The organism is Dapis purpurea BLCC-M126 (genome assembly GCF_050015975.1).
GTDB lineage: Bacteria > Cyanobacteriota > Cyanobacteriia > Cyanobacteriales > Microcoleaceae > Trichodesmium.
This window is the reverse complement of record NZ_JBNHER010000163.1, coordinates 1-13,942: the sequence shown is the minus strand read 5'-3', so window position 1 is coordinate 13,942 and position 13,942 is coordinate 1. Positions and strand designations below refer to the sequence as shown.

Genomic DNA, 13,942 nt, shown 5'->3' with positions numbered 1-13,942 from the left:
AGCAAGTACTTTTACTTAATCTTCATTAAAACTTCATCAAAACTTCATAAAAACCAAGTATTTTTACTTGATCTTCATCAAAACTTCATAAAAGGGTTGTTATGTATATATGGTAATCAAATTAAAATGAGGCATTCAAGGAAAAAAAGTACATCAAAACTATTGTTGGATCAGGATTTCAAGGATTAAACTTCTGTATACAATATTGATTTTTCGTAAATGATAATAGTCCCTATAATACTCTTATATAGAATCAGACTAATTAGTTATAGTATTGCTGAGGAGTGAGGAGTTATAAATTAGGATTCAGGAGAAAGAAAGGATTTGAATTCTTGAATTATATAATTTGTATTGAATAGAATATGTGTGTTAGGAGGAAGTAATTTTTCGATTACTATATAACCGGATTTGATATTATATATAATTCAACTGAAAAGTCGTCATTGCGACGATAGGAAGTAACCTCCTAAACCCTTGAGATTGCTTCTTTCCACTCCGTTCCAGTAGCAATGACTTAGATATAGTAATTATCCGGATTTGAGATTACACTCAAATATAACAGGATTAACTAAATTGATTTTTGGGTGAGGTTTCAGAAACCCCGCACCTCTAAATGGCGGGGTAGTTCATCCTTCTTCAAACAGATACCATTGCAGTTTCCAACTTTACTATTAATTTTAAACCAAACTCTTCCTCAAACGCCTGTTTCTTATATCCCAGACTCCACAACTCTAATGCACAATCATCTTCAGGATCACTAGGTCGTAACCAGATATGAAATTCCTGTTGATTTTTGTTTAACCAACAGGTGATACTAGCGATCGCTCCTTTTTGTCGCCTATCTAAAGCTATCGCTAACCGCAACAATGCACTCAGCTCAGACACCACTTGTTGATATTTTTTTGGTAAGTTTTGATAATGTTCGTGTTTTTTCTTAGGTAAACTCTTACGATGATAACGAGCTAAATTAGCAATAACTTCAATTTCAATCTGACTATATCCCAATAACTCCCCATTCCTAATCAAATAATAAGAATGTTTATGGTGTTCTGAATGACTTACATATAAACCACAGTTATGCAAAATTCCTGCTGACCATAATAATTCTCGTTCATCACATCCCCACTTATGCAGCATTCCCTGAGTTTGGTCAAATAAATACAAAGCCCAAGAAGCAACCCTTTCACTACACTCCAAATTTACCTGATATTTTTGCGCAATTTTTAGGGTGTTACGTTGGCGAATTGAACTTTGAAAACGGAGACGGTTGTCTATCAAACCATGATTCAACATCCAGTCAACTATTACCCCCTCCCGCAAACTTCTTTCACAGACAGTTAGCGACTCCATCTCCAACAAACTCATTGCTTCCTTTAATACCAAAGCACCCGCCAAAATAATTTCTGCTCGCTTTTCCGACATTCCTGGAAGCTCTAGTCTTTCAGAAATAGATAGCTTCCTCAACTTATTCACCAACTCCTCCAGCTCGGCAAAACTAAACTGATAACCCCCCAGGGGAGTTGGTACATTCCCCAATTTTTCATAAGCATGAATAGTTGCTAAAGCTTCAATAGTACCGGCAGTTCCAACTAAACGAGGTTTTTCACCTTTTTCGATATTAGCTAATAATTCTTCTGTCGGACGCTCTAATAAACCCCTAGTGTAAGCTTGCAAATAGGCAAACTCACTCTTACTAATGGGGTCGGTGGTAACAAATTCTTTAGTCAGACGTACTGCACCTACTTTTGTACTACTCAAGGTTCTCGGTGTATCACTATCACCTAATATCAACTCTGTGGAACCTCCTCCAATATCAATAATAATATGGGGTTGGTTATTAAATTCCATTGCTGAAAGCACCCCTAGATAAATTCGTCGTGCTTCTTCTTGACCAGAGATTAAGTTAACATACAAGTCTAACTCATCAGCTATTCTTTTGAGAAATTCTTGACCGTTGGGTGCTTCCCGTACAGCACTGGTAGCAACTGTAATAGTTTGTTCAGCATTAGCACTTTTAGCAATTTTTTGGAAACGCTCCAAAGTGGCGATCGCTCTATCCATGACTTCCGGTTTTAAATTACCTTTTGTTCCGCAGTCTCCTAGTCTTACTGTTTCTTTGTCTCGATCAATAATAGTAAAAGCGGGTAACCTGGGGTCGATTTTTACTACCACCAAATGTAAGGAGTTTGTACCCATATCTATTGCTGCCAAGATACGGTCTTTGTTTCCTAGTGGAGTAGGAATTCTAACTAGAGGAACAGATGTAACCATATAAATGTGTCCTAATTTACAAGTTTGTTAAATTTTAGATTAAATAATGTCATCTGTTTTATTATGACAAAAAATAACTAAAATGGACTTTGAATATTGACAAATTATACTTATTAAGGTATTAAAAATATTTTGTAGCACAGGCATCTTGGCTGTAACGTTATTCCAGGCTTCAGAATGTAGTATGAAATCAGGAGTCGTAGGGGTAAATGGCCATTCGCCCCTATTCTGGTCTACCGAAATAAAACTAAAATAATGCCCAAAAAATCTATTCCCAGAATTGAATATCTACGAGTGCAAAACTATCGCGCTCTGCACGATTTAGAACTAAAAAAAATCACTCCACTAACTGTATTTTTAGGTCCTAATGGTAGTGGTAAATCAACAATATTTGATGTCTTTGCATTTTTATCAGAATGTTTTACAGATGGTCTGCGAAAAGCTTGGGAAAAAAGGGGTAGATTTCGAGAATTAAGAACTAGAGATACTGAAGGAAATATAGTATTTGAACTTAAATATCGAGAAACAAAAAAATCGCCTTTAATTACATATCATCTTGCAATTGCTGAAAGAAAAAAAGGTCCTTATGTTGCTGAAGAATGGTTGCAATGGAGAAGAGCAGAAAGAGGAAAACCTTTTAGGTTTTTAGACTTTAAAGAAGGGGAAGGAAAAGTAACTACTGGAGAAATGCCTGATGCAGAAGACGAAAGAGTATCTGAAAAACTAGAATCTGCTGAATTTTTAGCAGTAAGTACCCTTGGACAATTTGCTAAACATCCTCGGGTTAGTGCCTTGAGAAAATTTATTACAGGTTGGCATCTTTCCTATTTAACTGCGGACAATACTCGCAGTATTCCTGAAGCTGGTGCCCAAGAAAGATTATCGCCAACTGGTAATAATTTACCTAATGTTATTCAATATCTTAGTGAACAGCATCCGGAACGACTCGAAAAAATTCTTGATATTCTTTCTCGTCGAGTTCCCCGTTTAGAAAAAGTTGAACCTACAATTATGCAAGATGGGAGACTCTTACTACAGATAAAAGATGCTCCTTTTGCCACACCAATTTTAGCCAAATTTGCCTCTGATGGTACTTTAAAAATGTTAGCTTATCTTACTGTTTTACATGACCCAGATCCACCACAACTTATTGGTATTGAAGAACCAGAAAATCATTTACATCCTCGTTTATTACCAGAACTTGCTGAAGAATGTCGTGCAGCTTCAGCTAATACTCAACTGATGGTAACAACTCACTCTCCATTTTTTATTGATGGGATAAGACCTCAAGAGTTATGGGTACTTTATCGAAATGAAGATGGTTATACTCAAGCGAAACGTACTGACGAAATGCTAGGTATTCAAGAATTTATTGAAGAAGGAGCATCTTTAGGTAATTTATGGATGGAAGACTATTTTGAATTTGGAAATCCTTTAAAAAATCAAGGCGCACCACGCAAAAATCAACCTAGAAATTAGTAATTATTAGGAGTAGCTAACGAGTGCATATTGAATTTCTAGTAGAGGATCGGTCAACAGAGGAAACTCTCTGTCATTTATTACCAAAAATTCTGGGTGAATCAATAACTTTTGAAACTCACTTTTTTCAGGGTAAAGAAGATTTATTTTCTAAACTACCCGGACGATTAAAAGGGTATAAAAAATGGATACCTGATGATTGGAGAATTATAATTTTAGTAGATAGAGATAATGAAAATTGTAAAGAATTAAAGAAAGAGTTAGAAGAAACTGCTATCGAAGCTGGATTTATGACAAAATCTCTGGCAAAGAGTAAAAATAAAAATAAATACCAATTAATTAATAGAATTATGATTTAAGAATTAGAAGCTTGGTTTTTTGGAGATATTCCAGCTTTAACTTAACCTTATCCTAGAGTATCTAAAAATCTTAGTAAAAAATCTGGATATCGTGACCCAGATGATATAAAAGGTGTTATTTGGGAAGCTTTACAAGAGGTGCTTCTAATAAAAGGTTATCATCAAGGAGGATTAGAAAAATTGAGAGCTGCTAGAGATATTTCACAATACATTAACCCTACGGAAAATACCTCAACGAGTTTTCAAGTTTTTTATGATTGTTTATTGGAAATAATGGAATATGAAAACAATTAATTTGATAAAGCTGAACAAGTGAGCGCCTCGAAAAAAATGTGGTACTTGGGAAACTTTAGAAAAGGTTCTCAAAGACGCAGGTTATCATTAAAGAGGATTAGAAAAGCTGAAAAAATTAACCCTTAACTTTCAAAGATATTCTCCTAAAAACCATTCGTACCCTTCTTTAAATTGTTGCTTGCCATCATCTTCTACAATGCTGCCATGAGCCATAATAACTCTTCTAAAATCCCATGCCAATACTTTTTCAACCGATTGTTTTACCTTTTCTTTTTCTTTAGTACCTAACTGTTCTAAAAACGATGGTCTTAGCTTTTTATATCCTCCTGTTATTTTAGAGAGCAACTTTATTGTTAAAGGAAAACTTTCATCAAAATAAAATGCTATATCTGTCACAATTAAAGTTTTACTTTCGGGGTGAAAAAAAACGTATTCATTTAGAGGTGATGCTCCACTAGGAAGAAAAGTATTTAATCCGGTAAATGATAAGTATTCTAACTGGTTATAAAAATTACTTTTATTCTTATCTAATTCAAAATCAATATCAATTTCAGGTCTTTTGCTCTTTAAACCTGAGACGGCATAGATTTTTGCTTCATGATAGAAGTTTTTAAATTCAGATAAAAATAGATGGTGAAAAAGATTTGGAGCAATAATATGTTTGACATTTCCTATCTGTTTAAGTTGTTCGATAATTTCACTATCAATTTTGATAGGAGAAATAACAGCTAACTCGCCATTTTTAAAACTAATTACTGTCATTCTTGTACCAACGCTCAATCCAAAAAATCTTAAAGGTTGTTCGGCAACCCAAATATTTTTACCGACTTTTCTCAGCATCCCTAATTAGATTAATTTATTTTGCTAACTTTACCAATTTTAGTGTAGCAAAAATACTAAAATTTCCGATATAAAATTAATCATAAAAAAAATTAGGTAGTAAGAAGCAAGAAAATAGAGGAAATTGAAAAATATTCTTACTTCAACAGTTAATATAATTTTTATTGTACCTAATTAATGAGACTTGATATAATTAAATTAACTTTAAAAAGTTTCACCAAAAAAAGGTCTTAAGCTTCCAATTTTAACAGGAGGCACTGATAACTGATAATTAATAACTGATAACTAAAATGACTCAATCTACTCTACCTGAATCAGAATCAACCTTGACGAAAATAATCAGACTTCTGAGATGGGATAAACCTGCCGGACGTTTTATTTTAATGATTCCTGCCTTGTGGGCTGTATTTTTAGCGACCCATGCCATGCCACCCATACCATTAGTAGGAGTAATAGTAGTAGGAACATTTGCTACTAGTGCCGCAGGTTGTGTAATTAACGATTTGTGGGACCGGGATATTGACCCAGCAGTAGAGAGAACTCGCGATCGCCCCCTTGCTTCTCGCGCTCTGACTATTCAAACAGGTATTGTTATTGCCATTATTGCCTTTGCTTGTGCTGGAATTATTGCCTTATATCTAAACCCCTTGAGTTTTTGGTTATCTGTAGCAGCAGTTCCGGTAATTATCTGTTATCCATTAGCAAAGCGGTTTTTTCCGGTACCCCAGTTAGTGTTATCTATTGCTTGGGGTTTTGCCGTGTTAATTAGTTGGAGTGCTGCTGTTGCTAAGTTGGATAGTGCAACTTGGATATTGTGGGGTGCAACTATTGTTTGGACAATGGGTTTTGATACTGTTTATGCCATGAGCGATCGCGAGGACGATCGACTTTTAGGTGTTAATTCTAGCGCTCTATTTTTTGGTGAATATGCTACTAATGCTGTAGGTACATTCTTCTTTTTAACTTCTGTTTTATTAGGGTTATTAGGAAGAGAAATGGAGTTACATATTGGCTTTTGGATAGCTCTGGGAATTGCTACAATTTTTTGGTTTATTCAATATGGAAAATTACGCCAAGAAGATATTTTGAAACCTTACGGTCAGATATTTAGACAAAATGTTTGGATTGGTTTTATCTTATTAGCTGGCATGATTACAGGTTTCATATTTTGATGTGGAAGGTAAGCGTTCAGCATTTCCTCAAGACTTCGGAACATCAGTTAATAATTGATAATTGATAATTAATCCATTTTAAAATAATTATCCATTGTCAATTAATAAGTAGGAAACTATATATTTGTAAGTTTGACAAAGCCCGACTGCTAGAGCACTAAGATGTTATTTGTAGTTAGCAATTTCTGAAAAGAGATAAGATGATAAATATACATTGCATTGGTCTGAACTTAGGGTTTAATGCTCGGCTTCCAACCGAGCATTTTTTTACCTTAAACTGCTGATTTGATGCGCGAGTTTTCCTAGAAATTGGATGAAAATGAATAGATATTGGTCACCAAGCAATATGTGTAAACTGAGCGCATTCAAACCAGGTGAAAGTAAAAACAAAATCAGACTAAATAAATCTCTACAAACGGAGTTAATACTTGACCAGTCCACAATCCTTCTATTACTTGAGTTTTTTTGACAATGGAATCATATAGCTGTTTAGTTTCTTTTTGATTTTCATATCTAAATCGAAGCTGATACCACCCTAAATCAAGAGGTGCAAAAACAAACTGACCACCACTTATAACCATGCTAATTCCATAATTGTTGCCACAAAGCCAACAGATTTTGGCATCAAGAAAAAAGCTGGTACTTTCTCCAGGCATAGTTAAAGCTAAATCTGGTTCCTTTACTCCAGCAAGACTTATCCAACCCCCACTTATTTCTACAATTTCACCAGTTTCAGCTCTAATAAGTTCTGGAAATAAGACAAAATTGAAAGTAAAGTAAAGATGGCGATCGCTATTATTAGTAATCCTAATTCCTATCTCCACCGGATATCCTGGGGACGGATGTAAAGGTGGTGTTAATATATGTTTTCCTATATACGAAAGTTTTTGAATTACGTCTTTTTTGGGCAGATTTAATACTCGTTTGGGTACAATGGTTTCAAAGTGAATACCATTGACTTCGATAAAATTGCTGTCATTCATATTTCCTAGATATTATATCATGTCCGCTGGTATCATTTGTGTAAAAGTTAACCTCAATATCTACAATATCTACAGGAAATTTAAGTTTTTTTTCTTGCTCTTAAGCCTTCCTCCCTTGTCCCTATTCCTTCTTGCTTCTTCCTTCTTCCTTACCTTTACCTGACAATACCGATGCTACCGGACATGATATTACCTGTATTCTTATAAAGAAGAAAGAAGCTAAAATCAAGTGATAGAAATACTTTCCAACTTTTTGGAGATGTCTAATAGTTTAACTATTGATATTTTTCCTCGTAATAACCTTATTTTTATTTAGTTAATATCCAATTTCTTGCAAGTTATACATGGGTGAGGTTAATTTTAAAGAAAATATAAGTTTAATCACAAAATATTAAAATTTTCCACAAAATCTTAAAAACTTGTTATTTTAAGGAAACATTTAAAAAACTTTTAAAAACAAACTATGAAAGTATCAAATTCTCCAGTACATCTAGGTCAGTCAATATCTCTAGGAATTGTTTTTTTACTAACCAGTCTTGGGATTATGCTTCTGACAACTATAATGATAGCAAATGGTAGTTAAAAAAATAATAGACCTCTTGGGCGAGAGGTCTAGTTAGTCAAATTTTTAGATAGTTTTAGTTTTGATGAATGGGGTGGGATAGTGGCATTCCCACCCTATAAACGTACTAAAAGATTTTTACCATGAGTATCAGTACCACAGGTATTAAGTAAACGATATGTAGTAGTAAGTTTTTTCACTTGCTCTGTTTGTTTTGGGCTAGGATGCCAAGGTTTAGTATGAGTGTAACCATAGTAAGTCTCCACGCCATCAATACCCAACTTCGCTACTGCTTTAATTAAGTCAGTAGCAGAACGCTTATAACGACAGGGATGAGCTAGTACCGCCAAACCACCCGCTTGTTGAATAGCAGTAATCACATTAGCAGCTTGATATTCTTGACCTTTAGTCGCCTTTCCTGTCAAATAAGGCTGTAAACTTGGGTATTCAGGGTCAAAGCTATATCCGAGAATATGTACCTCAATATTAAGTAAGTTGGCATTAATTTCTACTCCACTCCAGAGAGTAGGTGCTAAATGCTCTCGATCTGGATTAATACATTTCCAGTTTTCTAACCAACTTTTAGCTATTTGATAACCACCAATACTATGATGGTCAGTAATGGCCAAACCTTTGAGACCGATCGCAATTGCTTGCTCTATTAAACTCTCAGGTCTTAACTGTCCATCGGAGCAGATTGTATGCAGATGAAAGTTATAAGAATTTGGACAGCTATAGGCATCAACAGTTTCAAAGATTTGCTTAATTTTAGAGTGATTATTAACCAGTCTTTTCTGAGTGAAATTAGGAGCCAAAGTTATGTTGATAGACATATATCTTCATAAATTGTTACTTTCTCCAATATATCTAAATTTGGCTGACAAGTTACAAGTTTGTCCCAGTTAACTAATATGAAAGTCCTCAGTGCAGTTGTTGAGAAAATATGCACAGAATTAGACAACAGCTCTAGAAAGTAATAGCAATAATAGTTTCAGAGTTTTTATCATTTTTTGGACTTTTGATAACTCACATCCCGCGGGTCACTTTATCATCTAATTAAGTAGACAAAATTGCTAAATAACCTGGTATTTATACTGTATTAAATTATCCTTATTTCCCTTCTTCAGAGTAAAATTAGAAGGTTGAATTAAGTATAAATACTTAATTAATTTCTCTGATTGGAGATTATCTACAGGACTTTATGTGGATGCTATTCCCTGTTATAAACCACCAAATTTATCGCTCCCTTACCTGACTTATTATCTTTTCTACTACATTTTAAAGTTCATAATATAGGTTATAAATCATTGAAGAATTCTATATATTCAAACTTTTTGATGAATTAGTCTAACAGTATTAATTTTATTATAAAAATTTTCTACCAGAAAAATTAAATATATTGATAATTATTGTGGCAATTTATATGTATTTGAAATTACAAAAAAATCATAAATGGACTAAATGTAAATAGGGTGGGCATTGCCCACCCTAGAAAGAAGTAGGATGACCCATGTAGTAAACTTTCATTGGATAAGTAAAAATAATTTGTTTCATTTTTAATACCATACTAACTTTGGTCATTATTGCGAAAGACCCAAGCCATATCCAACAATTTTGCCCAACGCTTCTGTAACTGTTTAGGAGTACATTTAATTGCACCAGCGATCGCTTTTTCATCTTCACCACCTCGTTTGAGTTGTAAAATTTGCTGTTGCTCAGGAGAAAGTGTGACTAAGAAAGCTTCCCATTGCTCAGAAGTCATACCTAGTTTTTGATCGAGGTCGGCACCTAACCATTGATGAACTAGCTTCCAATTTTGAGAACGAGCAAACTTTTCTACATGATACTTAAAACGCTGCTGTAAATAATCCCGTTGACGAGAAGTTAAACCCAACTTTTTATCAATATCAGATGCTTGATAATCTTGTAGTTTTAACCGTAGATAATCAATACATTGGTCTTGACCAGCCGCTTCCAAGTAACTGACTAACTCAGAAATCACGCGATCGCGCAATACAGCTTCAGCAGGATCAACAGCTTCAGAAACCATTTGCTCCCGAACTTGTTGTACAGCAGAAGAGCGACTAAAAGCTTCTGCATCTTCACCTTTAGGAGACTCAACCGCCATTTCAATATCAATAGCAGTTTCAGGAGGTTGACCTTTAGCAAAACCTTGAGCGCGTAGCACAATTAACCTTTGACGATTCCGACCTGGTAAACCAATTTGACGTTTAGCATACTGTTCGGTGAATGCCATATATTCTGCTAATTCCAACTTCATTTTAGGACTATAGTCTTGCTCCAAACCATGTTCCCGACGGAAAGCTCGCAGACACTCAATATAAAACCCTTGCATAAAATCCTCGATTAAGTTATAGCGACCTTGGAAATTTAACTGAGTTCCAAAAGAAGCAATATGACGATAAACCATAGAAGCTAGCAGAGAGTGTAATTCTACCCGACCTTGCTTAGAACCGAGTTTGTAATATTGTAAGCACTTTTGCCAGCGATGACGCGCTAAACTTAGTTGCCAAGAACAAACTTCACCAGAATTTTGAATCCGATTACTTTTTAAGCAAATCCTTTCTACTTCTTTAGCTATACGCAGAGCTACAGTTTGAGCTTTGGCAGGCTTAGTTTTTGCACCATCTTGCAATTCTTTTAGAACTACAGCAGCTAAAGCTTCAGTATCCATTCCTATTACAGTATTCGCTGTAGTTTGATTTTCAACTTGGCTATTATTAAGTTCTGGAGCAGTAGTAGAGTTGTTAGTTAGGGAGTTGGGGGAGCAAGGAGTCTTAACAGTCATTGAATTTTACCTCTGGATAATGCACGCTAGGTGTACGAAACAACAATGTAGAGTATTTGGTGTTGGTTGAATCTGTGTGATTTGTTCCTTCCCTCTACACTTATAACTATAGGAAAGTTGCCTAACCTAATAGGAAAGAAGAGTTACACTTTTCTAATGTGGTTTTCTTGCTAATAGCCAATTCTTGAAATTAGTATCTAAAGATAGATTGTCCTGATTCTTACCAAAAACCTGCGAAAGCCTAATATATATAGAAAATCTAGACTTTCCTCACAAAACCATCTCAGCTAGAGGGACTGTGACAATCATTAAATTGACAGTGCCACCTGTGTAACAAATACACAGGTGGCACATATAGCAATATACGCAAGTCAGAAGTAATCTCTAAAATCGGGGTGTTCAAGAAAATTTTGTGATTTGAAACACAATAATCAGGTCAATGAACTATATTTCTTCTTTAGATGTGTATTAGCTAATCAAAGCTGTTACTGTCTCAACTCCAAGACCTTGGCGAATCAGATTGGGGTCTTGGCCAGTTAAGTCAAGGATAGTGGATACTTGATATCCTGGATCAGAACCATCATCGACAATGATATCTACTAGATTTTCTAGACAATCAAACAATTCTGCTTTACCTGTAACTGCTTCTGTCTTTATCGGGGCCATTCCTTCCGCATCACTGGTAATATGAGCTGATGTAGAAATTATGGGATTGCCCAAAGCCTCTAACAAGGCCAAGCATACTTGATTGTCTGGAACCCGAATACCTGTTGTTTTACGTTTTGGACTCATCACCAGTCGTGGCACTAACTTTGTGGCAGGTAGCACAAATGTGTAGGGGCCAGGAATTAAACGTTTGATAATCCGGTAGCCTGAGTCACTTACAACAGCGTAACTTGCAATGTTAGAGAGGGAAGAACAAAGGAATGTCAAGGGCTTATCATTAGATAGTTGTTTGATTTGCCTAACTTTTTCCACAGCAGATTTAACATTAAGGTCACAACCTATTGCGTAAACAGTATCCGTTGGATAAAGCATCACTGCCCCATCTTTAAGAGCTTTGATAATCTGTTCTACACGCCTTTGTTGGGGTGTATCAGGATGAAGTTCGTAAAAAATTGCCATATTTTTATTTTAGATTTTAGATAAAATGCGAAACTATTGATTTATCAACTTTAGGCACAAGTTTCCTCATATATTCCGCCATAATCATATAATTGTTACTAAATTTTGAATTGACCCTCTTTTGAAAATTCTGTAGGGATTTCTAGACCAAAGGGTTTGGAGAGCAAACCCCTACGGATTTTTTTTACAAAAATTTTTAGGACGGTGGTGAGGTACAATTTATAGTATTTCTCACAAATATTGCTATATTTAATTTCGTGGGGAAGTGTGGAGAGTTTGGGAGGTGGGGGGAGAGAAAAAGTAGTGGTAATAATTACTAAATAACTAATAATTGTCAAAAACAGACTTTGAATCTTGGTAATTAGTTGACTGTTGAAGTATAGCCGAAGTATAGGATTACTTTTGGTAATTGGTATAATACTAATTTCTATTCCCTACTCCCTATTCCCTAGTTTATGAACAAAATAGCTTACCTTGAATGTCCCACTGGTATTGCAGGCGATATGTGTCTGGGTGCTTTAGTCCATGTTGGTGTTCCTCTAGACTATCTAATAGAAAAACTAAATCTTTTGGGTATTTCCCAGGAATATCAGTTAAGTACAGAAAAAGTCCATCGTAACGGTCTAGTAGCTACGAAATTTCATGTTAAGCTAACTCATGCAAATCCTGAAGATGGGGAACCCGTAACTTTTGACCATCACCATCATCATCATCACGATGGAGAAAATGACCATACTAGAAAAAAACACCATCATACTCATAACCGTCATTTGCCAGAAATTGAAGAATTAATCAAAAAAGCTGGATTGCCTCAACGTGCTGAAGCTTGGAGTTTAGCAGTGTTTCGCCAGTTGGCAGAAGCAGAAGGAGCTGTACATGGTGTTGCTCCAGAGCAAGTACATTTTCATGAAGTGGGGGCAACTGATGCCATTATTGATATTGTGGGGACTTGTTTGGGATTAGATTGGTTGAATATTGACGAATTGTATTGTTCGCCTTTGCCTACTGGTGGGGGTACTGTGAGAACTGCTCATGGTAGATTACCTGTACCTGTACCAGCAGTGCTAAAACTTTGGGAGTTGCATAATGTTCCGATTTATAGTAATGGTATTGAAAAAGAATTGTGTACTCCTACAGGTAGCGCGATCGCCTGTACTATTGCTAGTGGTTTTTGTTCGCCACCATCAATGTCTTTGCAGTGTATTGGTTTGGGGGCGGGTTCCCAGAATTTAGCTATTCCTAATATTCTGCGTTTGTGGATCGGAGAAGGGAAAGTTCAGACTCAACATTCTCAAGTTAAAAAGTCTGATGTTCCCACTGCCCAACATTCGCACCTAGAAACTGTCTCAGTTTTAGAAACTCAAATAGATGATTGTTCTCCTCAAGCGATCGCCTATACTTTTGATGCTCTTTTTGCTACAGGAGCATTGGATGTTTTTACTCAACCTGTGACGATGAAAAAATCCCGCTTGGGAGTCTTACTGACTGTTATTTGTACACCAGAAAAGTTATCTGCTTGTCAAGAAGTAATATTTCGGGAGACTACGACTTTGGGTATTCGTCAGTCTATTCAACAACGAGCCATTTTGGAGCGAGAAATTCATCAGCTAGAAACAAAGTATGGAATAGTGAGGTTAAAGGTGGCAAAGATGGGTGATAAAATTGTTAATGTGCAACCTGAATATGAAGATTGTGCTACATTAGCTAGACAGGAAAATATGTCTTTGATAGAAGTGCAGAAAATGGTATTGCAGAGTTGGTAAATAGACATTTCCAGAAAAGAGGGAGCAGGAAGTTCCACTGCCTCATTATCAAATTTTCGTCGTCGCAACTTACCTCCAAATATCACGAAGAAGTCTAAACATCGTGGTCTTCCTTCGGAATGCTTCGCAAACAGATAGGGAGCGTCGATGGTAGCCACTTTCAGGCTTCCATTTCTTTCGCCCCGTCAAGCGAATGCGCCTCAAGTTTTCATCTCTAGGATGGGGAGTTCCTTTACCGAATTATTAATTATTAATTGTTAATTAAATAATTGTGGTTTAAAGCCT

10 protein-coding genes and 1 pseudogene are annotated in these 13,942 nt (G+C 35.7%); 4 read left to right on the top strand and 7 right to left on the bottom strand.

What is annotated here, in order from left to right:
• Window positions 1-636 precede the first annotated feature (636 nt).
• Window positions 637-2,271, bottom strand: coding sequence for a Ppx/GppA phosphatase family protein (locus ACP6PL_RS14675; RefSeq protein WP_426546005.1), 1,635 nt, complete (start codon window positions 2,269-2,271; stop codon window positions 637-639).
• 255 nt (window positions 2,272-2,526) lie between these two features.
• Between ACP6PL_RS14675 and ACP6PL_RS14670 the strand changes: the two genes are divergently transcribed.
• The gene (locus ACP6PL_RS14670; RefSeq protein WP_426546004.1) at window positions 2,527-3,750 is read left to right on the top strand and encodes an AAA family ATPase; all 1,224 of its coding nucleotides are present in this window, start codon (window positions 2,527-2,529) and stop codon (window positions 3,748-3,750) included.
• Window positions 3,751-3,773: 23 nt separating this feature from the next.
• Window positions 3,774-4,109, top strand: a complete 336-nt coding sequence (locus tag ACP6PL_RS14665; RefSeq protein WP_426546003.1) for a hypothetical protein — start codon at window positions 3,774-3,776, stop codon at window positions 4,107-4,109.
• Window positions 4,110-4,532: 423 nt separating this feature from the next.
• Here ACP6PL_RS14665 and ACP6PL_RS14660 read toward each other — a convergent pair whose 3' ends face one another.
• Window positions 4,533-5,243 carry a DUF4336 domain-containing protein gene (locus ACP6PL_RS14660; protein WP_426546002.1) on the bottom strand — a complete coding sequence of 237 codons (711 nt, stop codon included), beginning with the start codon at window positions 5,241-5,243 and terminating at the stop codon, window positions 4,533-4,535.
• Window positions 5,244-5,533: 290 nt separating this feature from the next.
• Between ACP6PL_RS14660 and ACP6PL_RS14655 the strand changes: the two genes are divergently transcribed.
• Window positions 5,534-6,415, top strand: coding sequence for a 4-hydroxybenzoate solanesyltransferase (locus tag ACP6PL_RS14655; protein ID WP_426546001.1), 882 nt, complete (start codon window positions 5,534-5,536; stop codon window positions 6,413-6,415).
• Between the two features lie 392 nt (window positions 6,416-6,807).
• Here the strand turns inward: ACP6PL_RS14655 and ACP6PL_RS14650 are convergent, their stop codons facing one another.
• From ACP6PL_RS14650 to ACP6PL_RS14635, 4 genes are all read right to left on the bottom strand, one after another.
• Window positions 6,808-7,398 carry a hypothetical protein gene (locus ACP6PL_RS14650; RefSeq protein WP_426546000.1) on the bottom strand — a complete coding sequence of 197 codons (591 nt, stop codon included), beginning with the start codon at window positions 7,396-7,398 and terminating at the stop codon, window positions 6,808-6,810.
• Between the two features lie 678 nt (window positions 7,399-8,076).
• Window positions 8,077-8,793: a PHP domain-containing protein gene (locus ACP6PL_RS14645; RefSeq protein WP_426545999.1), complete on the bottom strand. Its 717-nt coding sequence runs from the start codon at window positions 8,791-8,793 to the stop codon at window positions 8,077-8,079.
• Window positions 8,794-9,527: 734 nt separating this feature from the next.
• Window positions 9,528-10,769 (bottom strand): HetZ-related protein, encoded by a 1,242-nt coding sequence (locus tag ACP6PL_RS14640; RefSeq protein WP_426545998.1) that lies wholly within the window; start codon window positions 10,767-10,769, stop codon window positions 9,528-9,530.
• Between the two features lie 468 nt (window positions 10,770-11,237).
• Window positions 11,238-11,894 carry an L-threonylcarbamoyladenylate synthase gene (locus tag ACP6PL_RS14635; protein ID WP_426545997.1) on the bottom strand — a complete coding sequence of 219 codons (657 nt, stop codon included), beginning with the start codon at window positions 11,892-11,894 and terminating at the stop codon, window positions 11,238-11,240.
• 455 nt (window positions 11,895-12,349) lie between these two features.
• Between ACP6PL_RS14635 and larC the strand changes: the two genes are divergently transcribed.
• On the top strand, window positions 12,350-13,657 hold the full coding sequence (larC, locus tag ACP6PL_RS14630; protein ID WP_426545996.1) for a nickel pincer cofactor biosynthesis protein LarC: 1,308 nt from the start codon (window positions 12,350-12,352) through the stop codon (window positions 13,655-13,657).
• Window positions 13,658-13,686: 29 nt separating this feature from the next.
• Here the strand turns inward: larC and ACP6PL_RS14625 are convergent.
• A pseudogene (locus ACP6PL_RS14625) lies at window positions 13,687-13,882 on the bottom strand (hypothetical protein); the annotation flags it as partial.
• Window positions 13,883-13,942: the final 60 nt, after the last annotated feature.

What these genes read in the sequence shown, in the direction of transcription:
- ACP6PL_RS14675 (WP_426546005.1), bottom strand. Translation starts at nt 2,271, where the DNA reads ATGGTTACATCTGTTCCTCTAGTTAGAATTCCTACTCCACTAGGAAAC.
- ACP6PL_RS14670 (WP_426546004.1), top strand. Translation starts at nt 2,527, where the DNA reads ATGCCCAAAAAATCTATTCCCAGAATTGAATATCTACGAGTGCAAAAC.
- ACP6PL_RS14660 (WP_426546002.1), bottom strand. Translation starts at nt 5,243, where the DNA reads ATGCTGAGAAAAGTCGGTAAAAATATTTGGGTTGCCGAACAACCTTTA.
- ACP6PL_RS14655 (WP_426546001.1), top strand. Translation starts at nt 5,534, where the DNA reads ATGACTCAATCTACTCTACCTGAATCAGAATCAACCTTGACGAAAATA.
- ACP6PL_RS14650 (WP_426546000.1), bottom strand. Translation starts at nt 7,398, where the DNA reads ATGAATGACAGCAATTTTATCGAAGTCAATGGTATTCACTTTGAAACC.
- ACP6PL_RS14645 (WP_426545999.1), bottom strand. Translation starts at nt 8,793, where the DNA reads ATGTCTATCAACATAACTTTGGCTCCTAATTTCACTCAGAAAAGACTG.
- ACP6PL_RS14640 (WP_426545998.1), bottom strand. Translation starts at nt 10,769, where the DNA reads ATGACTGTTAAGACTCCTTGCTCCCCCAACTCCCTAACTAACAACTCT.
- ACP6PL_RS14635 (WP_426545997.1), bottom strand. Translation starts at nt 11,894, where the DNA reads ATGGCAATTTTTTACGAACTTCATCCTGATACACCCCAACAAAGGCGT.
- larC (WP_426545996.1), top strand. Translation starts at nt 12,350, where the DNA reads ATGAACAAAATAGCTTACCTTGAATGTCCCACTGGTATTGCAGGCGAT.